Raw genomic sequence first — 26,071 nt, 5'->3', positions numbered from 1 at the left:
TCCCCGGGCACCTGCAAAAGGGAAGCATTGGGGAGAAGTCTTTGGAACAGCTAGCAGTCATCAACCCGCGTACGGGCCAGCCCGATCACGCGATCACGCCCGCGACGGCTGAGGAGGTCGCTGCCAAGGCGGCGGCGCTCAAGGCCGCGCAACCGGCGTGGGAAGCGATGGGTGTCGGCGGACGCTGCGCGGTGATGGCGCGCTGGCTGGGCGCGGTGAAGGCGAAGGCTGCCGAGATTGGCGAGGCGGACGCCCACGATACCGGCGGGTGCCACACCAGCTATATCCAGGGCTTCATCACCATGGGCAACATCGGTGGCTGGCTGGAAGATGCGCCCAAGGCCTTCGCCGGGCTGGAATGGGATTCCATGTCCACCTCCATGCCCACGGTGCGGGTGCAATCGCAGGTGGTGGCCTATCCGCTGGTCGGCGTGATCAGTCCGTGGAACGCCCCGCTGATGCTGGCGCTGCTCGACGCGGTGCCGGCGCTGTTTGCAGGCTCGTCGGTGCTGCTCAAGCCCTCTGAAGTCACGCCCCGCGTGATCGAGGCCCTGTTCGAAACCGTGGCCGAAGTGCCCGAACTTGCCGCCGTCTTCGACTATGTCGCGGGTGCAGGCGATGTCGGGCAGGCGGTCATCGCCGAGGCGGACACGATCTGCTTCACCGGCTCGGTGCCGACGGGCCGCAAGGTTGCGGTCGCCTGCGCCGAGCGGCTGATCCCCTGCAATCTCGAACTGGGCGGCAAGGACCCCTGCATTGTCACCGAGAGCGCCGATCTCGACCGTGCGGCGACCGCCGTGCTGCGCGGCGCGGTCTATGCCACGGGGCAGGTCTGCTACTCGGTCGAGCGCGTCTACGTGCACCAAAGCGTGCATGATGCCTTCGTCGCCAGGCTGGTGGAGAAGGCTGCCGAAGTGCGGCTTAACACCGACAATCCGCGCGCCGGACATATCGGCCCCTTCACCCACGGACCGCAGGCGGACATCGTCGCGGGCCACATCGCCGATGCCGTCGCCAAGGGCGCGACTGTCGTCACCGGAGGCGAGATCGAAGAAATCGGTGGCGGGCGCTACATGCGGCCCACGATCCTCACCGGCGTCACCCATGACATGGCGATCATGCAGGACGAGACCTTCGGCCCCTGCATTCCCGTCATGGCCTATTCCGACACGGACGAGGCCGTGCGCCTCGCCAACGATACCCAGTTCGGCCTCACCGCCAGCGTGATCGCCGGGACCGCCGAGGAGGCCGAGGCCATCGGGCGGCGGATCAACGCGGGCGGCATCTTCCTGCAGGACACCTTCCTCACCTTCGCCAAGCTGCGCACCTTCGGGTCGGACAGTTTCGGCTGGTCCGGCTACGGCGCGCCGCGCATCGGGCCGGAGAGCCTGCGCCGCTTCCTGCGCCGCAAGAGCCTGCTGACCCAGACCGGCGCACCCGCCGACATCCGCAACGACCACCACCTCGGAGACAAGGCATGAAGATCACCGCAGCCCTCTCCGGCCACGGCGGCACCGCGCCCGAACTGGTCGAACTCGAACAGGAAGCCCCGCGCGCGGGCGAAATGCGCGTACGGCTGGTCGCCACCGGCATCTGTCACACCGACCTGCACGAACACCCCGGTCGCCACAGCCCGCAGCCGATCGTGCTGGGCCACGAAGGCGCGGGCGTGGTCGAGGAACTGGGCGAGGGCGTCGAGGGCTTCGCCGTGGGTGACCACGTCGTGCTGTCGGGCAGCTCTTGCGGGCGCTGCCCCTCGTGCCGCGCGGGGCGCCCGACCTATTGCGACCTCGCCATGCCGCTGTGTTTCGGCGGCCAGCGCATGGATGGCTCCACCGCGCTCAGCGACGGCGAGACCTGCGTCCACTCGCACTTCTTCGGCCAGTCGAGCTTCGCCAGCCATTCGATCGTGCCGCAGCGCACGGCGGTGAAGATGGACAAGAGCCTGCCGCTCGAAAAGCTCGGCCCGCTCGCCTGCGGTGTCATCACCGGCGCGGGCGGCGTGATCGAGGCACTGAAGGTGCAGCCGGGCGAGTCCATCGCCGTGCTCGGCACCGGCGGCGTCGGCCTGTCGGCGATCATGGGCGCCAAGATCGCCGGGGCAGAGCAGATCGTCGCGGTGGACCTTTCCGACGAACGGCTGGAACTGGCGCGCGAGATGGGTGCGACCCATTGCTTCCGCGGCGACCAGCCAGACCTGAAAGACGCGATCCGGGGTGTCACCGGGCGCGGGCTGAACTACACCTTCAACACCACCAATGTCGGCGCGGTGCACACGCTGGCACTGGAAGTGCTGGCCATGAACGGCACCGCCGGCTTCGTCGCCGCGCCGCTGCCCGATGCCGACGGGCCGTGGAAACCGCAGATGTTCGCCATGCTCGCGGGCGGGCGGCAATTGCGCGGTATCCTCGGCGGCGACGCCAACCCGCAGACCTTCCTGCCGCAGCTTGCCGAATGGTGGCAGCAAGGCCGCTTGCCCTTCGACAAGATGCTGTCATTCTACCCCTTCGCCGAAATCGACCGCGCCTGGGCCGATGCCCATTCGGGCGCGGCGATCAAGCCCGTCCTGCTGATGGAGCAGCCTGCATGACCCCTGAAATCCGCGCAACGCTGGCCGGTCTAGGCCGCGATCTCTCGCCCGACATGATCGGCGGTACGCAGCGCCTGTTTGCCGAAATGAACCACGGGCTCGATCCGCGCACCGTGGTCGCGCGCGACTTCAGCTACGGCGAAGACGCGCGCCACCGGCTGGACTTGTTCCGCCGCGACGGTATCGACGGCGCGCCGGTCTTCGTCTTCCTCCATGGCGGCGGCTTCATGATGGGTGACAAGCACACCGAAGGCTCGCCGTTCTACTCCAACCTGGGGGATTTCGCCGCGCGGCAGGGCTGGCTCGGCGTCACCGCCACCTATCGCCTGGCACCGGACAACAAGTTCCCCAGCGGGGTCGAGGACCTGCGCCTGATGGTCGACTGGCTGCGCGCCAATGTCGAGGAACACGGCGGCGATCCGGACAAGATCGTGCTGTCAGGCCAGAGCGCTGGCGCGGCCCATGTCGCCAACTACCTCGCCCATGCGCGGGACCATGCCGAAGGCGTGGCGGGCGCGGTCTTCATGAGCGGCGTCTACGACACCACCACGGCAGAGGATAACCCGATGGGACGCGCCTATTACGGCGAGGACCGCAAGGCCTGGGGCCCGGCCTCGGCCCTGGCGGGGCTGCTGGCATCGCCAGTGCCCATGCAGTTCAGCGTCGCCGAGTTCGACCCTGTCGACTTCCAGCGGCAGGCCGCCCAGCTGGTGCGCCAGTGGTTCGACACCAAGCAGGAATGGCCCGCCATGCACCTGTTGTCAGGTCACAACCACCTCAGCCCGGCGCTCAGCATCGGCAGCGACCAGCGCGAGATCGAACGGATGGTGGCGGGCTTTGTTAGCCGCGTAACGGGGTAAGCTACGAAGGGGAAAAGACATGCGACGACTACTGCTACTTGCAGGCATTGCAGCCATGCTGGCAGCACCTGCTGCTGCACAGATGCGGCCAGCGGAACCTGTGGTCGAAGCCGAGCTATCCTCCGAACAGGCAGAAATACTCGCGCTTGAACAGCAATGGGGACAGGCGTTCCTCGACGGTGACTACGATTTCATCGAGGCCTTGGTCGCCCCCGAGTTCCACCTCGTCGTGCATGAAGGCGCGCCGTTCATCATCCCGCGTGAGCCATGGTTGGCGAATACCCGCCGCTGGCACTTCGCGTCATTCACGGTCGAAGTGCTCGATATCGCAGTCACCGGCGATACTGCGGTCGCAGTCCTGCGCGGCACCTGGCAGGTCGACGAGGATGGCGTGCGCATTATCGACGAGGCGTTCTTCCTGACCGATACCTTCGCGAACCGCGACGGCAACTGGCAGGTCATCCGTCGCCATTCGCAGACGATTGCCGACAATATGCCGGCTGACGACTAACCCTTCCTCGCGCAGTTGATGCACAGCGCGGCTTCGGGGCGTGCCTCCAGCCGGCCGTCGCGGATTTCTTCGCCGCACTGCACGCAATAGCCGTATTCGCCGCTCTCGATCCGGTCGAGCGCGCGCTTGGTTGAAGCGATTTCGCGGGTCACGAGGCGGGCCTGCCCTTCCAGGCTGTCGTCGTCCTCCATCTGCACTGCGCGTTCGGAGCTGTCGGGGTCGTGCGGCTCGTCGAGGTCGCGCTGGATCCGTTCGAGGCGGCCTTCCAGCTCCACCAGGTTGGCTTCGAGGGTGGCCTTGGCCTTGGCAGTGTCAGTCATTCTTGTGTCTCCGATATGAGAGGGGGGAACCGGCGTTCCTGCATGTGGCGAGACTGCTCGTCCCATGGGCATGAACCGGATGTGTCGAAACGCAAAATATCGTGCAGGGTGTCAACTTCGTCAGCTTCGCGGCACCCAGCAGCCGTGGAAGGCCATGGGCATGGCAAACGGCAGCTTGATCCTGGCAATGGCTTCGCGGCTGACGTCGTTGCCGTCGAGAATGTGCAGTTCGGTGGTCTTGTCGGCGAAGCGGTCGACCACGGTGAGCACGAAGCCGTCGCCTTCGGGCGCGTCGGGCGAGCGGGGGATGAAGACCGGCTCCTGCGCGGCGGCCCCTTCCAGTTCGTAGACCTTGAGCTCGCCCGTTTCCCAGTCGATCTGGCCCACGCCCATCTGCGGGAAGGCACGCAAGGCGAAATAGCCGGTGCGATACTTGCTCATGGCATAGCGGTCGTCGATCTTGGGCATGTCGCCCAAGGCGCCTGCAACGGGATGCATGGAGACGGCTTCGTCATCGCTCTTCGACAGGTCGAAGACCACGCGGGTGATCTGGGTGATCGTCTCCGGCATTTCGGGGAAACGCCCGTTCTTGTCGGCGAAGAAGCTGAAGCAGTTGCCCGGACTGATCGGCGTGTCGATGATGACCTTGTCGCCATCGGTGTAGGCATTCATCACGTGGCCCATCACGCCCGGCACGTCGAACCAGCGCATGTCGGTGGCGGGGTCGCCATCGCGCGGCATGACGCCCCACTTGGCGGGCTGGTCCGGATCGTATTCGTAGTAGGGCTTGCCCTGCCGCAGCCGCGCCTCGCTGGCGACCAGCGGCATGATCGGCAGGACGATGTGTTCGCGCGTCACGCCCCAGTCGTGGGCGAGGCCGGGGAAGGGGGTGTGGAACCACTGTTCGCGCACCAGCTTGCCGTCCTTGTCGAACACGTGGAGACTGGCGTCGGTGGTCGGCTCGCCGCCCGCGAAGACGCCGTAGGACCACCACTCGCCGGTCACCGGGTCGATCTTGGGATGGGCGGTCAGCGCGGTCGAGCGCAGGTCGCCCCACTGGCCTTCGCCCAGTGTATCGAGCGTCTCCATGTCCACGCGGTATGGCCGGCTGTCCTCGCGCAGCATGAACAATTCGCCATGGTGTTCAAAGGCATAGGTGTTGCCGGTATTGTCGCGGTTGGGCAGGTTGGAGACGCTGGGATCGTCGGTGTACTTGTTGCGGTAGTGGCCATAGAGCCGCCGCCGCGCCGCACGTTCGGCCTTCAGCCGTTCGGTCTGGACATAGCGGTTGCGGAAGGAAACGTGGCCGTCATCGAACCAGAAGGCACTGACCATGCCGTCGCCGTTGAGGATGATGTCGTCCTCCAGGCTGGGGTACTGCCGGTCGCCCCCGGTGCGGAAATAGGCGCCTTGCAGCTCTGCCGGAATCTCCCCTTCCACTTCGCATTCGAAGACGTCGGCCTCGAACCGCATGGGCATGCGCTCCTGCAAGCCAAAGCTGGCAAAGGGGTGAAAAATTTCCGGCATCGCTCTCTCCCGTGTTACGCCGATTGAAAGGCTTATAGGTCCGCTTGGCAAGCGGGTATTTGATGGGAGACAAATTGATGCCGAGGAAAAGCAAATGAGTAACTGTTGGCCCCAGGGTGTCCCGGAAATCATGCCGGCCGAAGATCGCGGCGAGATCGAGGAGCTCTACGCCCGCTATGCCTGGGGCATTGACCTCGCCGACGAAGAGCAGGCGATCGCCACTTTCGCGCGGGAGGCGGAGTTCGACCACCTGTGGCAAGGCAAGGTGAAAGGCCACGACGCGATCCGCGAGAACCTGCGCAGCCTTTGGTATGACCGGCAGCACTGGTGGTATGGCCGCCAGCACCTGATGAGCCAGTTCATCATGGACCCGCGCCCGGAAGGCGCGCGGGTGCGCTGCTTCTTCCAGATCCTGCAATGGAACGCCGACTACCGCACCAATTTCGTCTTCGGCATCGGCACCCGCGATGACCGGCTGATCCGCGAAGACGGGCGGTGGAAGTTCCTGCGGCTGACGGTGAACGCCTGGACCGAAGTCGACCAGGTGCCGTGGAAAGGTGAGCGCAAGCTGCCGCAGCGACCGCCCTATCGCAGCGATCCCGCTGACACGCGGCCCTTCGACGAACAGTCGCACGATCCGTTCTGACTCTGTGAAAGGACGGCGCGGGCAAGGGGGGCTCACCCGCGCCGTTCTGGAGTTTCCCTTCGAGCGACCCGAAGGGTGTAAGGGACTTACTTGCCCTTTTTCTGTCCGGTTTTCTGGCCGGGGATCTTGGCGAGCTTCTTGTTTTTCTTCTTGCCCGTCTTCGGCGCCGCAGCCTTGGCCTTCTTGCGCGCCTTTTTCAAGTCAGCCCGCAAGGCCAGCACACCTTCGGCGAGGCGGCGAACACTGCTGGCGCGCGGACGGAACTCGCGCTGCAGCACGCCTTCGGCGAGCGCTTCCAGCGCCAGCGCGTCCTGGTCGACCGCCGCGTTCTCGTTGGCCGCGTCATGCGGGTCGGGTGTCTGTTTCTTTGCCATCGCGCCTGTTTCCATGCCCACGACATGGGGTGATCGGACCACGCGGGCAAGCGCAGCCGCATGATGTCACAAAAATGTCAGAAAGGATCAGACTTCCAGCAAGCCTTCGCAGCCCAGCCATGCCGCCAGCCTGGCAAGGTCTGTCTCGACCTGTTCGGACACCAGCTCGACGCGGTCCGGTTCCAGCCACAGCCGCAGCGTTTCGCCCTCGCGCGTGAGCTTGCTCGACAGCAGCGAGGTGCGTGTCCCTGCGCCGATACGGCGGCAGAGGCGGAAGGCGAGGCCCCAGGTGGCGGCCTCGTGCAGGTCGTCCTCGCTGGCAAGCGCCAGCAGCTCGGGCGTCGGCTCGGGCCGGCCATTGGCGGCGCGCAGGGCTGCGGCGATGATCGCCCGCCCGCGGTGGTCGAGCGCCAGCCAACGCTTGTCGAGCGCCCAGTCCATCGAGTGGTTGAGCCGCATGTTCGGCTCGATCCGCCACTGCGCGAGGCACAGCATCATCGCCGCCTGCCGCAGCCGCTCGGTATCGGTGCCGCGCCCGTTGCTGGCCTGGGCGGTCCACCCGGCGATCTGCATGGCGATGGTTGGCGAAACCCCGCGCGGTTCGGTGAAGTGCGCCACGGCGGCCAGCAGCGGGTCGAGCTGGCGCGCATGCTCGGACAGGTCGCGGAACAGCAGTCCCTCGCGCAGGCCCCACGAGGAAAACACCAGTCCGTCCGGCTGGAGCGCCGCGAGCACCGGGCGCAACATGGCAGCCGCATCGGGCAGGCCGGCCGCGCGCGAGGAGGAAATCCCGCTGATCGAGGTCAGCTCGTCCGGCGTCATGCGCGAGACCTTCTTGGCGATCTTGTCCGCCTCCTCCACCGACATGGTGTAGGCGTGCGAATCGGTGAGCGGGTAGCCGCTGCGGTGCATGGCGAAACTGGCGAAGGCGCGCCAGGTGCCGCCGACCATGTACAGCGGGCCGGGATGGGCCGTGGCCCAGTCGGCTGCGACCAGTTCCGATTTCACCTTCTTGTTGAAGGTCTTGGTGCCCTTTTCCCGGAGGGCGGCCAGCCGCAGGGTCCCGAGCGGCAGGCTGACACCGTGCGAACATTCGCCGTCGCCGATGGCCACCAGTTCCAGGCTGCCGCCGCCAAGGTCTGCCACCACGCCTTGTGCGCCGGGGAAGGCACCGATCACGCCATAGGCCGAAGTGATCGCCTCTTCCTCGCCCGACAGGACTTCGACATCGAGGCCGAGGGATTCCACCTGTTTCACGAAGGCGGGACCGTTTTTCGCATCGCGGGCAGCGGCGGTTGCCACGGTGCGCACGTTGGTGACGCCGATGTCTTTCAGGATGCGGGCAAAGCGCGCGAGGCCGCGCATGGCGATCTCGATCGCCTCGTCGGGAATCTTGCCGGTGCTGGCGAGATCGCGGCCCAGCTTCGCCGTCACCTTCTCGTTGAGCCAGACCGAAGGCGCGCGTTGCGGCGCCGAATAGATCACCAGGCGCACGGTGTTCGACCCGATGTCAATGACGGCCCGCTGTGGCTGGTCGGCAAGTTTGGCGCGGCTGCTGGAATAGCCGACGCTCATACCGCTCCCTTGCGCAGGGTGAGATTGGGCACGCGGTCGTCCTTCAGCGCCCCACCGCGTCCCGAAAGTGACGGATTGGTCATGAAGTACTGGTGGCAGTTGAAGCCACCGTCCTCAACCCCGTCACCGGTCTCGACGCGCTCGTAATCCCCCGTCTCGCCATCGAGCAGCCAGGATTGTTCAGTGTCGAGCAGGTTGGCGAGCAGCACCTGTTCGAGCACCTGGTCGTGCACCGTGGCGTTGACGATGGGTACCAGCGCCTCGACCCGGCGGTAGAGGTTGCGGTCCATCACGTCGGCGCTGGAGATATAGACCTTGGCCTTGTCGCTCGGCAGCGGTTCGCCTTTGCCGAAGGCGTAGATGCGGCTGTGTTCGAGGAAACGGCCGATGATCGACTTGACGGTAATGTTGTCGGAAAGGCCGGGGACGCCGGGACGCAGGCAACAGATGCCGCGACATATCAGCACCACCTGTACGCCCGCCTGGCTGGCTTCGTAGAGCTTGTCGATCACCCGCTTCTCGGTGATCTGGTTCATCTTCCACCAGATCGTCCCCGGCTTGCCCGCGCGGGCCAGTTCGATTTCTTCCTCGATGTCCTCGATCAGGGTTTCGAGCAGGTCGAGCGGAGAGATTGCCAGCCGTTCCATCTTCTGCGGTTCGACATAGCCGGTGATGAAGTTGAACAGCTTCGATGCGTCGCGGCCCAGCGCCGGGTCCGCCGTGAAGTAGCTGAGGTCGGTGTAGATCTTGGTGGTGACCGGGTGATAGTTGCCGGTGCCGAAATGGCAGTAGGTGCGGTAGCCGCCGTCTTCCTGCCGCACGACCATGGAGATCTTGGCGTGGGTCTTCCAGTCGATGAAGCCGTAGATCACCTGCACCCCGGCGCGTTCCAGCTCGCCCGCCCACTTGAGGTTCTGTTCCTCGTCGAAGCGCGCCTTCAATTCCACCACGGCGGTGACCGACTTGCCGTTCTCCGCCGCTTCGCACAGCGCATTGATTACCGGCGATTGCTGGCCCGCGCGGTAGAGCGCCTGCTTGATCGAGACGACATTGGGGTCGACCGCCGCCTGCCGCAGGAAATCGACCACCACCTCGAAGCTCTCGTAGGGGTGGTGAATGACGATGTCCTTCTCGTGGATGGCAGAGAAGACGTCGCCGTCATGCTCCATCACCCGTTCGGGGTAGCGCGGGGAATACGGGGTGAACTTGAGATCGGGACGATCCTCTTTCACCACCTCTTCCAGCCCGACGATGCCCAGCATGCCGATAGTCTTGGTGATGAAGGCCTGTTCCAACTCCAGCTTGTCGCGCAGCAGTTCTTCGGCCTCGGCATCGAAGTTCTCGTCGATCTCCAGCATGATGACCTGCCCGCGGCGGCGGCGCTGGATGGCGCTGCGGAAGTAACGCACGAGGTCCTCGGCCTCTTCCTCGATCTCGATATCGCTGTCGCGCAGCACGCGGAACACGCCGTCACCGGTAATCTCGAAGCCGGGGAACAACAGGTCGGCAAAGCGCACTACAAGTCGCTCGATCGCGACATAGGTGGCGTCCTCACCCAGCACGCTCTGGGGCACACGGACGAAGCGCGGCAAGGCGCTGGGAATCAGCACCATCTCCACCAGCTGGCTGCCGTCCTCGCGCCGCGTCAGGTTGAACAGCGCGCCGATGCCGAGGTTGGCGACAAAGGGGAAGGGATGCGCGGGGTCGATCGCCTGCGGAGTGATGACCGGCATGATGTGGTCGAGGAAATACTGCCGCAGCCAATCTTCGGCCTTGGGGTCGATCGGATCGCCACCCTTGATGTGGATGCCTTGCGCGGAGAGCAGCGGGCGCAGTTCGTCGAGCGTGCGCTGCTGCAACTGTCCGAGTTCGCGCACCTTTTCGCTAATCGCGGCCAGCTGCTGGCCCGGGGTGCGCGCGTCGAGAGACATTTCGGCCACCCCGCTGCGCACCTGCCCGGCTAGGCCGGCCACGCGGATCATCATGAATTCGTCGAGGTTGCTGCCCGAGATCGACAGGAAACGCAGCCGTTCCAACAGCGGGTAGCTTGCCCGGTTGGCCTCTGCCAGCACGCGCTCGTTGAACGACAGCCACGACAGCTCGCGATTGAAATAGCGCTCTTCCGGGGCAAGTGTTTCCGGATCGAGGATATCGGGGGCGGTGCTCATTGGGACTTCCGGAAATGCCTTGCAGTTCAGGTGATGTCAGTTCCAGACATCCACCAGTTCGCTGGCGCGCGCAATCGCGGAAATGCCGCGCTTGCCGTCAGTGCGTTGCAGCTGGACGATCACGTCGATGACGCTGGCGGCATAGGCGATGGTGTCGCTGCGCGATAGGCCGATGCCGGTCTGCATTACCATCAGGCTGAGCTGCTCGAGCGAGCCGCGCAGGCTGTTCGCGTGGATGGTGGAGAAGCTGCCCGGGTGGCCGGTGTTGATCGCGCGCAGGAAGCTGACGCTTTCGGCGCCGCGCAGTTCGCCCAGCACGATGCGGTCGGGCCGCAGGCGCAGGGCCGACTGCAGCAGTTCGTTGGCGGTGACCTTGGCTTCGCCCAGTTCGCCCTTCACCGCGACGAGGCCCACGGCATTGGCACCGGGGAACTTCAGTTCGGGCGTGTCTTCCACCAGCACCACGCGCTCGTCGCGCGGGATTTCTCCCAGCATGGCGTTGAGGAAGGTGGTCTTGCCGGTGCTGGTGCCGCCGGAAATCAGGATGGTCTTGCGCGCACGGATCGCGGCGCGCAGGAATTCGACCGGCTGCTCCTGCGGGTCAGGCATGTCGCCTTCGCTCGCCTGCCGCAGCGGCCCGGCGTCGTAGGCGTCGAGCGGCAGGTCCAGCCGGCGGTGGCGGCGGATGGCCATGGCCCAGTGCTTGCGCGTGGCTGGCGGGCCGCAGAACTGGATGCGCGCGCCGTCGGGCAGGGTGGCGCCCAGCAGCGGATGCTCGCGGTTGATGCCCTGGTGGCTGACCCGCGCGACCTGTTCGGCGAGGCGCTGCACCAGCTTGTCGTCGATGGCCTCCAGCTCGATGCGCTGCATGCCGGGACTGGCGGCGTCTTCCACCCACATCTCGCCCGGCTTGTTGACGAGGATCTCGGTGACCGTGTCACGCTCCAGCCAGTCGCGGAACGGCGCGAGGTAGGCGTCGAGATAGACCGAACCACTGGGAAGCTGCGGAGCTTCCGGTTCGGGCTCGCCGCCCAGCTGGTGGATCTCGGCGCTCATCGACTGGCTCAGCGGACCTGCGGGGCCTGGCTGAAGTCGAGGTGACGCGCGGTATAGACGCGGATCGGCTCACCCATGCGCACGCGTACTGTCGGCGGACGCTGGCCGTCCTGCTGCAGGGCGGTGTTGGCAGCGCTCTGCCCGCCGCCCAGCACGACCGAGGCACCGCCGCTGGCCACGGTGGTGAGGCCGCCGATTACCGACAGCAGCATGGCCGAGCCGAAGCGGCTGAAGAAGTGCGTGTTGACGTCGCCCTCGAGGCCCGCCGTGCCGTCGAACGAGGTGGCGGGGCTTTGCAGCTGTACGGTCACGCCGTCAGGGCGGATCAGGCTCTGCCATACGACATAGGCGCGGCGTTCACCCGCCTGCAGGCCCGACTGGTACTGGCCGACGAGGCGGCTGGAGCGCGGGATCAGCACGCGGCTGCCGTCGTGGCTGCGCACGTCCTGGCTCACCACGGCGCGGACATAGCCGGGCACGTCGGTGTTGATCGCGGTTTCCAGGATGGCGGGGATCATCGTGCCCTGCGTCACCGTGGTCGTGGGATTGACGTTCTGGATGGCGAGGGCGGGGCCGCCTCCGACACCACCGATGCGCGCGGCGAAGTCGCCGGCCGCGCCGGAGCCCGGCACCGATGCAGCCGAGGGGGCCGCGGCTGCCGCTTCGGCAGCAGCAGCATTGGCAGCCGCTGTCGCCGGAGCAACGCCGCCGTCGAACACCAGCGTCGGCGAGGAATAGGGGTTGGCCATGGTGCCCGGGGCATTCGATGCATCGGGTGCGCGCGCGAGCACGGCGGCAGGTGCCGGATCGGGCTGCGGCGCAACGCCGGCATTGGCACTGGGCAGGCCATCGGCGGGCGAGGTTGCCAGGTTGGCGGGCGCGGGCGGCGGCGGAGCGGCTTCTGCAGGCGCTGCGGCAGCAGCTTCCTCGTTGCTGATACGGCTGGCGTTGAGGCCCCACAGCGTGGCGGCTCCCAGCAGGGCGACGAAACCGACACCGGCCATCAGGCCCAGCGCATCGCGGCCACCCTTGCGGTTGGCCACCGCCGGATAGGAGGTGCGGCTGGCAAGATCGATGACCTCGGTCGTCGCATCGTCGCGCGGGTCCGCACTGGCGGCGGAGTTCTTCTCGGGCAGGCGCATGGCAAGTTTCATATCGTCTTACTCCAATTCACCGCGTCAGGCGCCCGAACGCGCCGTCTGGGCCGTGCCGTCGGCATTGGTGCCGCCGACCGGGCCCTCGTTGACCAGCATGGCGGCATCGTCGCCCGAGCGCAGGATGATCTCGCGCGGAACGATGTCGAGCACGATGGTGTCACCGCGCACGGCAAAGTTCACCGGGCCTTCCGTGCCCTCGTAATCTTTCACCAAGATGGCAGGCATGGCCGCGCCGGAGGGCCAGGCCAGGAAAGTGGCCGTGCCATCATCGTAGATGCGTTCCGGCAGCAGGGCGGCATTGCCGCTGCCCGCCCAGTTGAAGTTGAGCGTCGAGGGATCGAGCACGGCGTAGTCGTCGTTCGCGGCCGCCATTTCCAGCGCATTGGGCTGCAGGGCCGGGTCGGCACCGGCCAGCGCCGTTTCGTCTTCCACCGGCTCGACTTCCACCGGATAGGTGAAGGTAAGCACGTAGAGCGGATTGCGGGCATTGGGGTTGGCGACGAGGTCGAACAGGTAGGTGTGACGGTTGGTCACCACGGTCATGTTGGTGGTGGCGCGCGGGGCCAGCGGCTTGACGAACAGCAGGTTCGCGCGGCGGTTGGGTGTGACCTGCCACGACTGGCTGTCACCGATGGCGACGTTCTCGATCACTTCGCCTTCGCCGAACTGGATGGTCGACTGGACGTTCACCTTGCCTTCGATCCGCACCACCTGGGTGGGGTCGTAGAGGCGCTCGACCAGCCGTGGGTCCTGCGCCATGGCGGGGGCGGTGAGCAGGGCACTTGCCAGCAGTATTGCGGCTAGTCCTTGGCGGATCATTACATCTTCTCCGTGGAGCGTTTGGGCGCGGACTTGAAGCGGCTGCCAATGCCGCGAGCGCGCGAAGGTGTGGTCGACGTGGTCCCGCCCTGATCGGGAACATGGCCGCCGGCGATAATGCGCGTCTCGCGCGTCGTGTTCGAACCGGTGTCGTTGGCAGCCGCAGGCGTGTTCGCCGTGACGCGAATGTCGCGGGCGGCGGCAGCAGCAGAGGTCTGCGCGGCGCGGTCCGCCGCCGTGCTGTTGACCAGCGCGGGCGAAATCGGCGGCTGTGCCGCACCGCCGCTGGTGGTGTCCTTGCCGCGTTCGTCAGCCGCATTGTTGTTGGCAAGGCCGAAGACGGACCAGCCGCTGACCATGGTGGTGGTCACCTTCAGCACCATGAACATCAGCGCCAGGTGCACCGCGCCGATCATGAAAAAGGCCATGGCGGGCCGCACGTCGATCTCGCCCGGCGTGGCCATCAGGCTGGCGAGCACCGGCACCGACAGTTCCAGCATCAGCGATCCGCCGAGCACGGCGAACAGCGGGGCAAGCGCCATCAGCACCACGCCCTTCAGCCAGCCGACGAACAGGCCGCGCGTGCCGTTGAACAGCGCCAGCAGGATGAAGATCGGACCAAGGCCCATGAGGATCGCGAGCGCGATCTTGCAGGTCGCCAGCACGCCAACGGTGCCGAGCAGCAGCATGGTGCCGCCCGACCACAGCAGGCCCGGCGGCGAGAAGATCGAGGTGTTGGCGTCCATCGCATCGCCGCCCGATGCTTCCATCAGCGAGAGCATGACGACGTCCAGCTTGTCCGCGAAGATGACCGTGGCCGAACCGTCGGTGCCCATGATCGCGGTGGCGATCCAGTCCGGCGCGAGTACGGCGAAGTTCCAGAACACCGCCGAGAAGGCGAGCCAGCTGGTGGCGAAGGTGGCGACGGCCACCACGGTGACCATCTTCGGCGTCAGCGAGGACAGGCCCAGCCGCGTGCGGCCGGTGATCAGGCCGAAACCGATGAAGGCGACGAACAGCGTCAGGACCAGCGTCAGCGTGGTGCCCATGGCACCGTTGGCGAACAGGTTGTTGAAGGCCGCCTGCGCCATGGCATTGGCGGCACAGTCCACCCCGCGCAGGCTCGCACCGATGCCGGCCCCGACACCTTCCATTGCGCGCATGCATTCGGTGGAGACCTGGTTCATTCGGCGACCTCCCAGTTGAGGTCGTCGGCATCGTCCACAGTGCCCGAACCGGGCCACGGACGGTTGGTGAGCGCGGGATACCACTGTGCCGGGTCGTCACCCACGGCTTCGCGCAGCAGGTCCAGCCGGCGCACGGTGCTTTCGCGGCCCGAGAGGATGGTCAGCACTTCGGGCGCGCCCGACAGGTCGAGCCGCACGACGACGCTGGCATCCGGCTGGCGCACCAGGAAACAGCGGCTGTGCGCGGGCAGGCTCTTGATCAGCGCCAGCTCGTGATCGGTCAGGCCAAAGCCTTCGCAATAGTCCTCTGCCCGCGCGCGGGCATTGGGCATGAAGATCATGGTGGCGGTCTGCTCGACCAGCGCGGTGGAAATCTTGCTGTCCAGCGCGTCGCGCGCCGACTGGGTGGCAAAGCCGACCAGCGCATTGCGCTTGCGCAGCGTCTTCAGCCAGTCGCGGATGCGCGCAGCGAAAACCTCGTCGTCCAGCGCCTTCCAGCCTTCGTCGATCAGCACCATGGTGGGATGGCCATCGAGCCGTTCGTCGATGCGGTGGAACAGGTACATCATCACCGGCGTGCGCAGCTTGGGGTTCTCCAGCAGCGCGGTCATGTCGAAGCCCATGACGCGGGTGGACAGGTCCAGCTGGTCGGTTTCGTTGTCGAACAGCCAGCCGTGCTCGCCGTCCTCGATCCAGGCCGACAGGCGGTCTGCCAGGTCACCCGGTTGCGGGCGGCGGCTGCCGGACACCAGCTCCTTGAAATAGCGCAGGCGGCGCAGCGAGCTGTCGTTGGCATAGGCCGCGTCGACGGCGGCGGCGATGGTGGAGCTTTCCTCCGCGCCATTGGCCCGCAGCAGGACCGAGAGCCAGTCGCGCAGGAAGGCGCGGTTCACCGGCGTATCGGGCAGGGCGAGCGGGTTGAACCCGGTCGGCTCTCCCGGACGGATGCGGTCGTAGCTGCCGCCGATGCCGCGAATGAACAGTTCGGCGCCGCGATCCTTGTCGAACAGGATCGTGCGGGGGCTGAACTTCTGCGCCTGGGCGGCGAGGAAGTTCATCACCACGGTCTTGCCCGAACCCGACGGGCCGATGACCGAGAAGTTGCCCAGGTCGCCGTTGTGGAAGTTGAAGAAGAACGGGGTCGCACTGGTGGTCTGCAGCAGCGTGACCGCCTCGCCCCAGTGGTTGCCGTCGGCCTGGCCCAGCGCCATGCCGTGCAGGCTGCCGAAACTCGCCATGTTGGCGGTGGAGATCATCGCCCGGCGCACGAGGTACTGTTCGTTGCCGGGGAACTGTCCCCAGAAGGCGGGCTCGAGGTTGGTATCCTCGCGCACGGCTATCGCGCCGGTATCGGCGAGGCTGGCCGCGACCGAAGCCGTGGCATCGTCGAGCCGTTCGAGGTTGCGTTCGCGCACCAGCACGGTGAGGTGGTGATCCCCGAAGGCCACCGATCCGGCACCCAGTTCGTCACGCGCGGCCATCATGTCGGCGCGTTCGGAAGCGGCTTCCTCGTCCGCGCTCTTGAGGCGGCGGATGGCGAGGTCGATCTTTTCGCGGGCGGTCTGCCGTTCCTCGGGCGCGAAGCTTTCCGAGACGATCATCTCGTAAGGCAGGCGCAGCATGGCATCGAGCAGGCCCGGGCTGGTTGCGTCGGGATAGTCCTTGAGGCTGAGGATCGAGGCGAAGTCCGCCCCGCCGGCACCGCGCAGTTCCATCGCGTCGAGGCCGAAAGAGGCGCGGCGGTAAGGCAGCATATTGCCCACGTCGGTGTCGAAGTCCGGCTTGCGCACGGGGCGCATCTCGCCGTTGTAGAGCGCGGAAAGCAGCTCCAGCAGCTCGTTGTTGGTGGTGCCGGTGGGGCTGGCATAGTCGCCCAGCGGCTGCGCCCCATAGTCACCCAGGCTGGCGGCCAGCGCCTGCAGGGCCGCGCGCAGGCTGCGCAGGTCCTTGGGGTCGACCGGCTCTTCCTCGCTGCGGCGGCGCAGCAGCTTGCCCATGCGTTCGGCCAGGCCCGCCTTGCCGCGCGCCGGGCGGCGCACCAGCGTCACGAACTGGTCGTTCACGAACAGCGATCCGCTCGACAGCTTCTCGCGCCAGCGGCGGTCGATATGGGCTGACAGCGGATCGTCGAAGCTGGCTTCCAGCTCCACGCTCACCCGGCGGCGGATGACGTGGTGGTACATGACAAAGCGCGCATCGAGGTTCGACCGCAGCATCACCTCGCGCGTCTGCGCATGGGCGTTGAGCGCGGCGGTATCCTCGGTCTCGAACAGCAGGCCGGGCACCTGCAGAGCGCCCATCAGCGAGCCGTCGCGCAGTTGCAGCACGTTCTCGTCGATCAGGCGCGCATAGGGCAGGCGCGCGCCAGCGGGCGCTTCCTTGGCGCTCCAGGCGGCGGCTCCGAGCCACTTGTTACCCATCAGACTTGCTCCTTACCGCCGTCAGGCGGCGTAGCTGTTACAGCCCCAGCGGCTGTAATTGCGAACCCGCGAACACTTGCTGACCTTGGTCAGCCACAGGTCGAAAATGCGCGGTTCGCGCAGGCAGGCGAAATATCCGATAACGTGCATGATGATCGGGATCGGGATGATCCAGAAGCTCTTCAGGATGAGGAAGGCTTCGGTCGTGACCAGCGCATTGATGACGAAGTAATTGAGCGTCACCCCGGCAAACATTTGCGGGCGCGTGAGCGCGCGATGGACGGGATGGCGGACGAGCTGCATCTGGCTATTTCCCTCTCCGGCCTTAACCCGCTGCGCCCTGGATGCCGGCCACGATCGAGGCGGCGCCAAAGATGATGAAGCAGCCGATGATCACGGTGGCACCGAAACGCCAGTTCATCCGGCCGGTCAGCATCATGAAGCCGACTGCGGCCACGGCCATCACGGCAACGGCGGTGGCCACGCTGCCGAGCAGGGTACCCTGCATCCATGCCAGCGCATTGTTGATCGGCCCCGATCCGGCGGGATCCTGCGCATTGGCAGCTGCGGGCAGCATGACCGTGAGCAGGGCGGCGAGCTTGGCAACTGGGCGGTAAAGGACACGCATTTTCAATCGGTACTCCGGGAATAGTCAGACAAGCGGCCAATGATCGCAGCGACATAGGCCTGTGTTTCACGAATTCGCGGAACCCCGCCTGAACGCTCCACGCGTCCGGGGCCCGCATTGTAAGCGGCCAGCGCCAGCTCCAGGTCGCCATCGAAACGGTCGAGCTGCTCGCGCAGGTAACGCGCGCCACCTTCGAGGTTGGCGAGCGGATTGTCGGGGTCGACGCCAAGGTCGCGCGCCGTGCCGGGCATCAGCTGGGCCAGGCCGCGCGCGCCAGCCGGCGATACCGCATCCTCGCGCCAGCGGCTTTCCTGCCAGACCACCGCTTCGAGCAGTGCGGGGCTGAGATCGAACCGCTCTGCCAGCCGGTGGACATAGGCCATGTATTCGGGCGGGATCGCGGCCGCGTGGTCGCCGGTGTTGGCAACGGCGGTGTCGGGCACCAGCGCGGTCGATTCCACAGGCACTTCGGCCAGCGGGTAAGCGGCGCTCATCTCGACAGAAACGGGGAGTATTTCGGGGGTGCCGCCAGCAATCCACTGGGCGCTGCCGTCCGGCGAAACTTCCAGCACGTCTGCCTGCGCGGGAAGCGCACAGAGGGCAGCCAGCGCAAGGGCGGCTGCAGCAGAGGCAGAACGCAGAATCATCGGGTACTCCAAGTCCGCCCCAATGCTTACATCAAATGACAACGGCATGACAAACGGCGCGCACATGGCCGCTGCAATGGCAAAGGCCCGGAGAACAAGGGTCTCCGGGCCTTCATGGCCATATAACATGGGCGTGGCTGCCACCCGCAGCCGGAATGCCGGTCAGTTGGCGCGGCTTTCCAGCGAAAGCAGCGCCATGCGCGCGGCATTGCGCGAATCGACCCATTGGCCGTCCGCCAGTTCGAGGTCGTAGCGGTCTTCACTGGCAATGGCCTGGCGATAGCATTCCTCCGCCCGCGCATATTCACCGGTGGCGGCATAGGCGGCACCGAGGTTGATCAGCAGTGCCGGATCGCCGGGATTCTCCACCCGCGCGGCTTCGAGCCTGGCGATGGCCTGCGCCATGTCGCCGGTGGCAATGGATTCATAGGCGACCTCGCGGGTCGTCTCGTTATCGGATTCGAAGGCCGGAGCCGGACCGGCCTGTGCGGTCGCCATTGCGGCCATGATAATTGCAGTCAGCATCGCCAATCTCCCTTAGCGTTGCCGTGACTTTGCGCCGCAGATCACAGTTTCGCAACAAAACCGTCACTTTGTCACAAAAGTGAAACATCGCCCGCAGCGTGTGGAGTGATGCCCGAAAGCCACGCATTGTTTCGCCAAACCGTAACATAGCCCGCAAAGTGTCATTCCCGGTCCCTAGCTGGCGAGTCGCGACATCGCATTTCGCTTTCCGTGATTCTCGGTTTTTTGAGGGGACCGTTCGCTGTGACTACTCTTTCCCGTTCGTTGATCCTGGGCTGCTCGCTGGTAGCCCTCTCCGCCTGTGGTGCTGACGAAATCGTCTCGCCGGGCACTGGCGGCAACGTCATCATCAACAATCCCACGCCGACGCCAACGCCGACGCCGACTCCCACCAATTCGCAGGTGACCCCGGCTGGTGGTTGCCCGACCATTGCAGACCCGCAGGGCCTGACCGACGAGGGCACGATCACCGGCCCCGAAGGCGAATGGCGCGTTTGCGCGACGCCGGAACGCTTCAACGTGTCGACCACGCTGGTTCGCATCCCCGGCCTGCTTTACCGCCTGCCGGGCCAGGTCAGCGTCGGTACCGACGGCGGCCCGACCCCGGACGCCAGCGACGGCCTGACCGACACCAATGTCGAACTGACCATCGAACCCGGCGTGATCCTCTATTCCAGCGGCTCGTCGTTCCTGAACGTCACCCGCGGCAACTCGATCAATGCCAACGGCACGCCCAGCATGCCGATCATCTTCACCAGCCTCGACAATGTCGTCGGCTTCAACGGCGCGAATTCGTCGGGCCAGTGGGGCGGTGTGGTGCTGTCGGGCCGCGCTCCGGTCACCGACTGCTTCGAACCGCTGGCAGCCCCGGGCACCATCGACTGCGAACGCAAGGTCGAAGGTGCGGCCCAGGACAACTTCTTCGGTGGTGCCACCAACGACGACTCGTCGGGTTCGATGAGCTACGTGCAGATCCGTTACTCGGGCTTCGTGCTTTCGGGTGACAGTGAGCTGCAGTCGCTGACCACCGGCGGCACCGGCACCGGCACCTCGCTGCACCACATCCAGTCGGTGAACAGCTCGGACGACGGCGTCGAGTTCTTCGGCGGCTTCGTCGATATCTCGCACCTGATCGTGGCTGGTGCAGAAGACGACTCGCTCGATACCGACACTGGCGTCAAGGCGAACATGAACTTCGTCCTTTCGGCCCAGCGCGACGGCATCGGTGACGCCACGATCGAAGCGGACTCGAACAACGGCCTCGAAGACCAGACCCCGCGCCAGAACACGCAGATCGTCAACTTCACCTTCATCCAGCGCAAGTCGGATGACCAGGTCGTGCGTATCCGAGGCGGTGCCGATTACGGTCTGCACAACGGCGTGATTATCGACGAAACCGGCAATACGCCCTGTATCCGCATCGACCTCGATGAAACGGTTCGTGCTGCCAATGCCGGCCTCGACGATGTCGGCCCGCCGAGCTTCAACTCGGTTGCCCTGGATTGCGCCACCAACTTCCGCGACGGTAGCGGCGGTGTGACCGCAGCGCAGGCCGAAGCGATCTTCGATGCTGGCACGGGCAACAACAAGGCCTACACCAACACGATCACGGGCGGTTACCTGAACGGTGCCAATGAAGACGGCTACACCCCGATCTTCGATCCGACCGGCCTCTCCAGCTTCTTCGCCGTGGGCGTCACCTACATCGGTGCCGTGACCTCCGGCGACGATTGGACCCAGGGCTGGACCTGCGATTCCGCAGCGATCACCTTCGGCAACAACACCGGCGCCTGCTCGGCTCTGCCGGTCTTCTAAGACCATGCGGGAGGGGGAGCACGCCCGGCCTGTCCGGCGCGCTTCCCCTTCCGATTCCATGCTGCGGGCCGTGCTGGTCCGCCCGAATTTCTGGATCGATTGATAAGGAAGTCATGACCATGACGACTGGCAAACAGCTGGCGGGGCTGCTGTTGCTCACCACCGCGCTCACCGTACCCGGCGTGGCACTAGCCCAGGACGACCCGGCCGAAGCGCCCGCGTCCCAGCCGCAGGACAGCGATCCTGAAGAAGGCGAAGAGGAACCTGAAGTTTCCATTCCCGGCGGTTCGATCATCGTTACCGGCCGCATCAATCGCAATCCGGAGCGCAACTCCACCCAGGTCGTCAACCTGCTCTCGACCGAACAGATCGCCCGCACCGGCGAAGGCGACATTGCCGGCGCACTCAGCCGCGTCACCGGCCTTTCGGTCCAGGGCGACGGCTACGTCTTCGTGCGCGGCCTCGGGGATCGCTACTCGCTGGCCCTGCTCAACGGCCTGCCGCTGCCTTCGCCGCAGCCGCTCAGCCGCGTGGTGCCGCTGGACATCTTCCCCACCAATGTCGTGGCCTCCAGCCTCGTGCAGAAGACCTATTCGGCCAACTTCCCCGGTGAATTCGGTGGCGGTGTGATCAACCTCACCACCCGCGCCATTCCCGACGAGAGCTTCCTGACCATCGGCGGCAGCATCAGCGGCGATACCGTGACCACGGGCAGCAATGGCCTGGCCTACTACGGTTCGGACTACGACTGGTTCGGCTTCGACGACGGCACGCGCGACGTGCCCCCGGCGCTGCAGACCTATTTCGACAGCGGCCTGCGGATGAGCGACATCCCGCTCGACAGCTCGCGCAACATCACCAATGCCCCGGTGACCCAGGCGGATATCGCCAAGCAGCTGGGTAATCCCAACCTGATCCTGCTGCAGCGCATCCCGGACGTGCAGCCGAACTGGTCGGCCAGCATGACGGCGGGCACTTCGCTCGACGTGTTCAGCGACGGCCAGCTCGGCGTGGTGCTGACCGGCTCGATCAAGAACAACTGGCGCACGCGCAACATCATCAACCAGTCGATCCTGGCGGACTTCACGCTCGACACCGACTTCAACGACACCGTCACCGAGAACTCGATGCTGGTGAACGCGCTGCTCGGTTTCGGCCTCGAAGTGGGCGACCACCGCTTCCGCTGGACCAACCTGTTCATCCGCGACACCTCGAAGCTGGCGCGCCTGTCGCAGGGCGAGGACTTCCAGGACGACGATTCCATCCAGCAGCAGCAGACAGCCTGGTACGAACGCCAGTTGATCGACAGCCAGGTGGTGGCGGAATTCGACTTCGGCGATGTCTCGCTCGACCTGCGCGGCGGCTATGCCCGCACCGACCGCGAGGCACCGTACGAATATACCTTCACCTATGTGCGCGATAACGCCCAGGGCGATTTCAGCGACACCTTCATCAACGTGCTCGACCGCCAGACGGGCGATGCCTCGGTGGTATTCTCCGACCTGCAGGAAGAGCTCTACGCCTTCGGTGTCGACCTCGGCTACCAGGCGACCGATGCCTTCGGGATCACGGTGGGCTATTCCTACAGCGACACCGAGCGTTATTCGGAACGCCGCGAATTCCTGTTCAACGCGCCGACCAGCTTCCCCGACGGCGTCGGTGCGCTGCGCCCCGACCTGTTGCTGGGCGATGCGATCATCGACTTCTATGATATCGGCCTGATCGAATCGACGCAATCGGACCCGGCCTTCAATGCCGGGCTGACGGTCCAGGGCGGCTATGCCAAGATCAACTGGGAGCCGGTGCTCGGCCTGATGCTGGACCTGGGCGTCCGCTACGAAGATGCCGAACAGACGGTCGATCCGGTGCAGGTGTTCACCACCCCGCTCAATTCGACCAGTTCGACCGCGCTCAGCAACGATTACTGGCTGCCCGCAGCCACGCTTTCCTTCGAGCCGATCGACAACCTGCAGCTGCGCGCCAATGCGTCGAAGACCATTGCCCGTCCGCAGTTCCGCGAGCTGATCTTCCAGACCTATTACGATCCGGAGACCAACCGCCAGTTCAACGGTAACCCGTTCCTGGTGGACAGCGAGCTGACCAACCTCGAAGTGCGCGCCGAATATTACTTCGGCGGCAGCGACCGCGTGTCGCTGGCAGGCTTCTACAAGGACATCTCGAACCCGATCGAGGCCTTCTCCAGCTTCTCCGACAATGCCCAGCTGACCAGCTTCGCCAATGCGCCGAGCGCCACGCTGTGGGGCATCGAGGCCGACGCGCAGTACACCTTCGACCTGATGAACTGGGGCGGCTTCTTCGAGACCAAGGAACTGGTGGTGGTGGCCAACTACACCTACACCAATTCGGAAATCTCGGTGGGAGCAGGGGACATTACCCGCCTGTTCCCGGGCGGTGACACGGCTGCGTCCAACCTCTTCATCGACGGCGTTCCGCTGACGGGGCAGTCGGACCACCTGGTCAACGCCCAGGTCACGCTGGAAGATGTCGACCGGTTGCAGCAGTTCACCGTGCTGGCATCCTATGCCAGCCAGCGCGTGACCAGCCGCGGCACGGCGGGCCTGCCGGACATTATCGAGGACCCGGGCCTGCAGGTCGACCTCGTCGCGCGGCAGGGTTTCAATGTCCTCGGCAGCGAGGCCGAGCTGAAGCTGGAGGCACGCAACATCTTCGGGCAGGGCCACGAAGAGTTCCAGACCGACGGCACCAACCGCGCCGACATCAGCACCTACGATCGCGGCACCACGTTCAGCGCTTCGCTCTCTTTCACGTTCTGAACGACCGGTAGCCATAAACGAAACGGCCACTTGCCCAGGGGCAGGTGGCCGTTTTGCTGTCCGGTGAAAAATGGTGGCTGCGGTTGCTCCGGCAGTACGGGTCAGATCATGTCGAAGACATAACCCTTGCCGTGCACGGTGCGCAGCAGGTGGCCGGCACCGGCGTTGCGCAGGCCCTGCCGCAGGCGCTTGATCCAGACATCGACGGTGCGCAGGTATTCCGGATCGCCTTCCTTGCCGAGCGCATCGACCAGTTCCTGCCGCGACAGCACGCGGTTGGGGTTTTCGGCCATGAAGCGCAGGACGCGGAATTCGTTGGGGCGCAGGGCGATCAACTGGTCGTTCCAGCGGGCCTGTTCGCCCGCGACGTTGATCTGCAGGTCGCCGACCTCGATCACGCGGCCCACGGCGTTGTTGCGGCCTGCCGCGAACAGCGCCAGCACCCGGTCGAGCATGGCCTGCCGGTCGAGCGGACCCACGGCATAGTCATCGGCCCCGGCCTTCAGCGCGCGGCGGCGATCCTCGGCGTCGTCTTCTTCCAGCATCATGGTGATGTGCGCGTCGCGCATGCGCGGGTCGGCGCGCAGGCGGCGAACCATCTCCAGTCCGGAAAGATCCTCCATCACCCAGTCGACAAAGACCCATGCCCGCCCGTCGACCAGCGCGCGAGGCCCGTCGGATTGCAGCAGGACGAAGCTGAAAACAGCCTCGCCCTGGGCGAACTCCCGGAACTGTGCGGCGTCACGATTCGACGTGAATATGCTGATGCGTTCCATCTGCCCCGAAACCTCTGGTTTCGCAGCGACTGCCCCACGGGTATGACTGCCCTATGACACAATGACCGCAAATTTGGGGCAGCAAATCTGGGGCTGCCTCACACCTGCGGTGCGGGGCAGTAGCGGGCGAGGTATTCGCCGTGTCCGGGCATGTGCTGGACCATGAAACGGATCGACTTTTCGATCTCGTCCAGCTCCTTGCGGGTTTCTTCCGGATCAAGTGTTGCGGCCATGGCATTGTGGCCCTGCATGGCGATACCCTGGCCCATCATGACGGCGGCCCAGCTGGTCTCGGTGAACAGCTCGTCTTCCTCGCGGAAGACCTGGCCGTTGATCCTGAACAGCTCGATCTTCTCGGTCAGGCTGTCAGGTACGTCCATGGTGCGGCAGTAATTCCAGAACTCGGAATCATCGCGCGACGTGGCCTTGTAGTGCAGGATCAGGAAGTCGCGGATCTTCTCATATTCCTTCACCGTCAGGCGGTTGAAGCTATTGGCTTGCGCCTCGGTGATGCCGTCCAGCGACAGCAGGGCCATCAGCTTGTTGATGCCGGTGTTGATCAGGTGGATCGAGGTCGATTCCAGGGGCTCCATGAAGCCGGCGGAGAGGCCGATGGCGATGACGTTCTTGTTCCAGAACTTCTTGCGCCGCCCGGTCACGAACCGCAGGTGGTTGGGGTCTGCCGTGGGCTTGCCAGCCATGTGCCTGACGAGGATGTCGGTCGCCTCGTCCGCTTCCATGAAGCTGTCGCAATAGACGTGGCCGTTGCCGTTGCGGTGCTGCAGCGGAACCTGCCACTGCCAGCCTGCCGAATGGGCGGTGGCGCGGGTGAACGGCGGCGGCGGGCTGCCATCGTCGCGGTTGCAGGGCAGGGCGACGGCGCGGTTGCACGGCAGCCAGTGCGTCCATTCCTCGTAACCGGTTTCCAGCGCCTGCTCGATCAGCAGCCCGCGGAAGCCCGAGCAGTCGATGAACAGGTCGCCGGAGATCTGCTGTCCGCTCTCGAGCTTGATCGAGGTGACATGGCCGGTCTCCGGATCGAGCTGGACGTCGTTCACCTTGCCTTCCTGGCGCACGACGCCGCGTTGCTCGGCAAATTTGCGCAGGAAGGCGGCATAGGCCGTGGCGTTGATGTGATAGGCGTAGTTGACCGGCGGCAGGTCGTCGCGGCCCAGGTCCTTCTTCTTCGCGAACTTGCCGAAATAGGCCGCCATGGTCTCGACGTTGAAGACCTGGATCGGCCGGTTGTCGCCCTGCTGCTGGAAGTGATGCCAGATGTGCGGGAAGGTGATCCCGCCCATGGGATAGCCATAGTTGCCGAAGGGGTGGATGTAGCTGTCGCCAAGCTTGCCCCAGTTGACGAACTGGATGCCCAGCTTGAAGCTGCCTTGCACCGCGGCAAGCATCTCGGCTTCGTTGACGCCGAGCATCTGCTGGAATTCGATGAAGGGCGGAATGGTGGCTTCGCCGACGCCGACGGTACCGATCATTTCCGACTCGACCAGCGTGATTGCGAGGTCGTGACCCTTGCGCAGCTTGGACAGCGCTGCTGCCGTCATCCAGCCGGCCGTGCCGCCGCCAACGATTACAATGCGTTCAATTGCCATGGGTCTGCCGCCATCCTTCTCCACGGCCGTTCTAGCCGCCTTTGTGCACTTCGCAAAACTCGCCGAAA

23 protein-coding genes are annotated in these 26,071 nt (G+C 65.5%); 7 read left to right on the top strand and 16 right to left on the bottom strand.

Annotated elements, in window-relative coordinates; all coding sequences use genetic code 11:
• Positions 1 to 41: 41 nt before the first annotated feature.
• Genes AAEO60_RS12035 through AAEO60_RS12020 form a run of 4 tightly spaced genes read left to right on the top strand, consistent with a single transcriptional unit; the run spans position 42 to position 3,961 of the window.
• Positions 42 to 1,481 carry an aldehyde dehydrogenase family protein gene (locus tag AAEO60_RS12035; protein ID WP_341673950.1) on the top strand — a complete coding sequence of 480 codons (1,440 nt, stop codon included), beginning with the start codon at positions 42 to 44 and terminating at the stop codon, positions 1,479 to 1,481.
• On the top strand, positions 1,478 to 2,590 hold the full coding sequence (locus AAEO60_RS12030; RefSeq protein ID WP_341673949.1) for an NAD(P)-dependent alcohol dehydrogenase: 1,113 nt from the start codon (positions 1,478 to 1,480) through the stop codon (positions 2,588 to 2,590). The genes AAEO60_RS12035 and AAEO60_RS12030 overlap by 4 nt, the downstream gene beginning before the upstream one ends.
• Positions 2,587 to 3,450, top strand: coding sequence for an alpha/beta hydrolase (locus AAEO60_RS12025; protein ID WP_341673948.1), 864 nt, complete (start codon positions 2,587 to 2,589; stop codon positions 3,448 to 3,450). Before AAEO60_RS12030 ends, AAEO60_RS12025 begins: the two co-directional genes overlap by 4 nt.
• 19 nt (positions 3,451 to 3,469) lie before the next feature.
• Positions 3,470 to 3,961: a nuclear transport factor 2 family protein gene (locus tag AAEO60_RS12020; protein ID WP_341673947.1), complete on the top strand. Its 492-nt coding sequence runs from the start codon at positions 3,470 to 3,472 to the stop codon at positions 3,959 to 3,961.
• On the opposite strand, the gene AAEO60_RS12015 is transcribed toward AAEO60_RS12020, so the two are convergent.
• Positions 3,958 to 4,281: a TraR/DksA family transcriptional regulator gene (locus AAEO60_RS12015; protein WP_341673946.1), complete on the bottom strand. Its 324-nt coding sequence runs from the start codon at positions 4,279 to 4,281 to the stop codon at positions 3,958 to 3,960. The two genes, AAEO60_RS12020 and AAEO60_RS12015, sit on opposite strands and share 4 nt — an antisense overlap.
• Before the next feature lie 120 nt (positions 4,282 to 4,401).
• A complete protein-coding gene (locus AAEO60_RS12010) occupies positions 4,402 to 5,808 on the bottom strand; it encodes a carotenoid oxygenase family protein (protein ID WP_341673945.1) in 1,407 nt (468 codons plus the stop codon).
• Between the two features lie 94 nt (positions 5,809 to 5,902).
• On the opposite strand from AAEO60_RS12010, the gene AAEO60_RS12005 reads away from it, so the two are divergent.
• Positions 5,903 to 6,454, top strand: coding sequence for a nuclear transport factor 2 family protein (locus tag AAEO60_RS12005; RefSeq protein ID WP_341673944.1), 552 nt, complete (start codon positions 5,903 to 5,905; stop codon positions 6,452 to 6,454).
• An 86-nt stretch (positions 6,455 to 6,540) separates the two neighbouring features.
• Here AAEO60_RS12005 and AAEO60_RS12000 read toward each other — a convergent pair whose 3' ends face one another.
• The 12 genes from AAEO60_RS12000 to AAEO60_RS11945 form a co-directional block, all read right to left on the bottom strand.
• Positions 6,541 to 6,828, bottom strand: a complete 288-nt coding sequence (locus AAEO60_RS12000) for a hypothetical protein (RefSeq protein WP_341673943.1) — start codon at positions 6,826 to 6,828, stop codon at positions 6,541 to 6,543.
• Between the two features lie 87 nt (positions 6,829 to 6,915).
• Entirely contained in the window at positions 6,916 to 8,403 is a 1,488-nt protein-coding gene (locus tag AAEO60_RS11995) for a Ppx/GppA phosphatase family protein (protein WP_341673942.1), read from the bottom strand.
• Positions 8,400 to 10,571, bottom strand: coding sequence for an RNA degradosome polyphosphate kinase (locus tag AAEO60_RS11990; RefSeq protein WP_341673941.1), 2,172 nt, complete (start codon positions 10,569 to 10,571; stop codon positions 8,400 to 8,402). Before AAEO60_RS11990 ends, AAEO60_RS11995 begins: the two co-directional genes overlap by 4 nt.
• Positions 10,572 to 10,607: 36 nt before the next feature.
• Entirely contained in the window at positions 10,608 to 11,627 is a 1,020-nt protein-coding gene (gene virB11 / locus AAEO60_RS11985; RefSeq protein ID WP_341673940.1) for a P-type DNA transfer ATPase VirB11, read from the bottom strand.
• An 8-nt stretch (positions 11,628 to 11,635) separates the two neighbouring features.
• Entirely contained in the window at positions 11,636 to 12,781 is a 1,146-nt protein-coding gene (locus tag AAEO60_RS11980) for a TrbI/VirB10 family protein (protein ID WP_341673939.1), read from the bottom strand.
• Between the two features lie 24 nt (positions 12,782 to 12,805).
• Positions 12,806 to 13,603 (bottom strand): TrbG/VirB9 family P-type conjugative transfer protein, encoded by a 798-nt coding sequence (locus AAEO60_RS11975; protein ID WP_341673938.1) that lies wholly within the window; start codon positions 13,601 to 13,603, stop codon positions 12,806 to 12,808.
• Positions 13,603 to 14,790 carry a TrbL/VirB6 family protein gene (locus AAEO60_RS11970; RefSeq protein WP_341673937.1) on the bottom strand — a complete coding sequence of 396 codons (1,188 nt, stop codon included), beginning with the start codon at positions 14,788 to 14,790 and terminating at the stop codon, positions 13,603 to 13,605. The genes AAEO60_RS11975 and AAEO60_RS11970 overlap by 1 nt, the downstream gene beginning before the upstream one ends.
• A complete protein-coding gene (locus tag AAEO60_RS11965) occupies positions 14,787 to 17,210 on the bottom strand; it encodes a VirB4 family type IV secretion/conjugal transfer ATPase (RefSeq protein ID WP_341673936.1) in 2,424 nt (807 codons plus the stop codon). The genes AAEO60_RS11970 and AAEO60_RS11965 overlap by 4 nt, the downstream gene beginning before the upstream one ends.
• A gap of 21 nt (positions 17,211 to 17,231) precedes the next feature.
• Complete coding sequence (locus tag AAEO60_RS11960) at positions 17,232 to 17,513, bottom strand: VirB3 family type IV secretion system protein (protein ID WP_341673935.1); 282 nt, start codon at positions 17,511 to 17,513, stop codon at positions 17,232 to 17,234.
• 22 nt (positions 17,514 to 17,535) lie between these two features.
• Entirely contained in the window at positions 17,536 to 17,838 is a 303-nt protein-coding gene (locus AAEO60_RS11955) for a TrbC/VirB2 family type IV secretion system protein (RefSeq protein WP_341673934.1), read from the bottom strand.
• A gap of 2 nt (positions 17,839 to 17,840) precedes the next feature.
• The gene (locus AAEO60_RS11950) at positions 17,841 to 18,485 is read right to left on the bottom strand and encodes a lytic transglycosylase domain-containing protein (protein WP_341673933.1); all 645 of its coding nucleotides are present in this window, start codon (positions 18,483 to 18,485) and stop codon (positions 17,841 to 17,843) included.
• Positions 18,486 to 18,647: 162 nt separating this feature from the next.
• Entirely contained in the window at positions 18,648 to 19,010 is a 363-nt protein-coding gene (locus tag AAEO60_RS11945; protein ID WP_341673932.1) for a tetratricopeptide repeat protein, read from the bottom strand.
• A 243-nt stretch (positions 19,011 to 19,253) separates the two neighbouring features.
• On the opposite strand from AAEO60_RS11945, the gene AAEO60_RS11940 reads away from it, so the two are divergent.
• Both AAEO60_RS11940 and AAEO60_RS11935 read left to right on the top strand, forming a co-directional pair.
• Positions 19,254 to 20,825, top strand: coding sequence for a hypothetical protein (locus AAEO60_RS11940; protein WP_341673931.1), 1,572 nt, complete (start codon positions 19,254 to 19,256; stop codon positions 20,823 to 20,825).
• A gap of 119 nt (positions 20,826 to 20,944) precedes the next feature.
• Entirely contained in the window at positions 20,945 to 23,620 is a 2,676-nt protein-coding gene (locus AAEO60_RS11935; RefSeq protein ID WP_341673930.1) for a TonB-dependent receptor domain-containing protein, read from the top strand.
• 101 nt (positions 23,621 to 23,721) lie between these two features.
• On the opposite strand, the gene AAEO60_RS11930 is transcribed toward AAEO60_RS11935, so the two are convergent.
• Positions 23,722 to 24,396: a response regulator transcription factor gene (locus AAEO60_RS11930; RefSeq protein WP_341673929.1), complete on the bottom strand. Its 675-nt coding sequence runs from the start codon at positions 24,394 to 24,396 to the stop codon at positions 23,722 to 23,724.
• A gap of 98 nt (positions 24,397 to 24,494) precedes the next feature.
• Positions 24,495 to 26,003, bottom strand: coding sequence for a tryptophan halogenase family protein (locus tag AAEO60_RS11925; protein ID WP_341673928.1), 1,509 nt, complete (start codon positions 26,001 to 26,003; stop codon positions 24,495 to 24,497).
• Positions 26,004 to 26,071 lie beyond the last annotated feature (68 nt).

The sequence above is a fragment of the Aurantiacibacter gilvus genome (assembly GCF_038289935.1).
Classification (GTDB): Bacteria; Pseudomonadota; Alphaproteobacteria; order Sphingomonadales; family Sphingomonadaceae; genus Alteraurantiacibacter; species Alteraurantiacibacter gilvus.
Note: the sequence above shows the minus strand (reverse complement) of the source record. Positions and strands in the feature narration are given on the sequence as shown.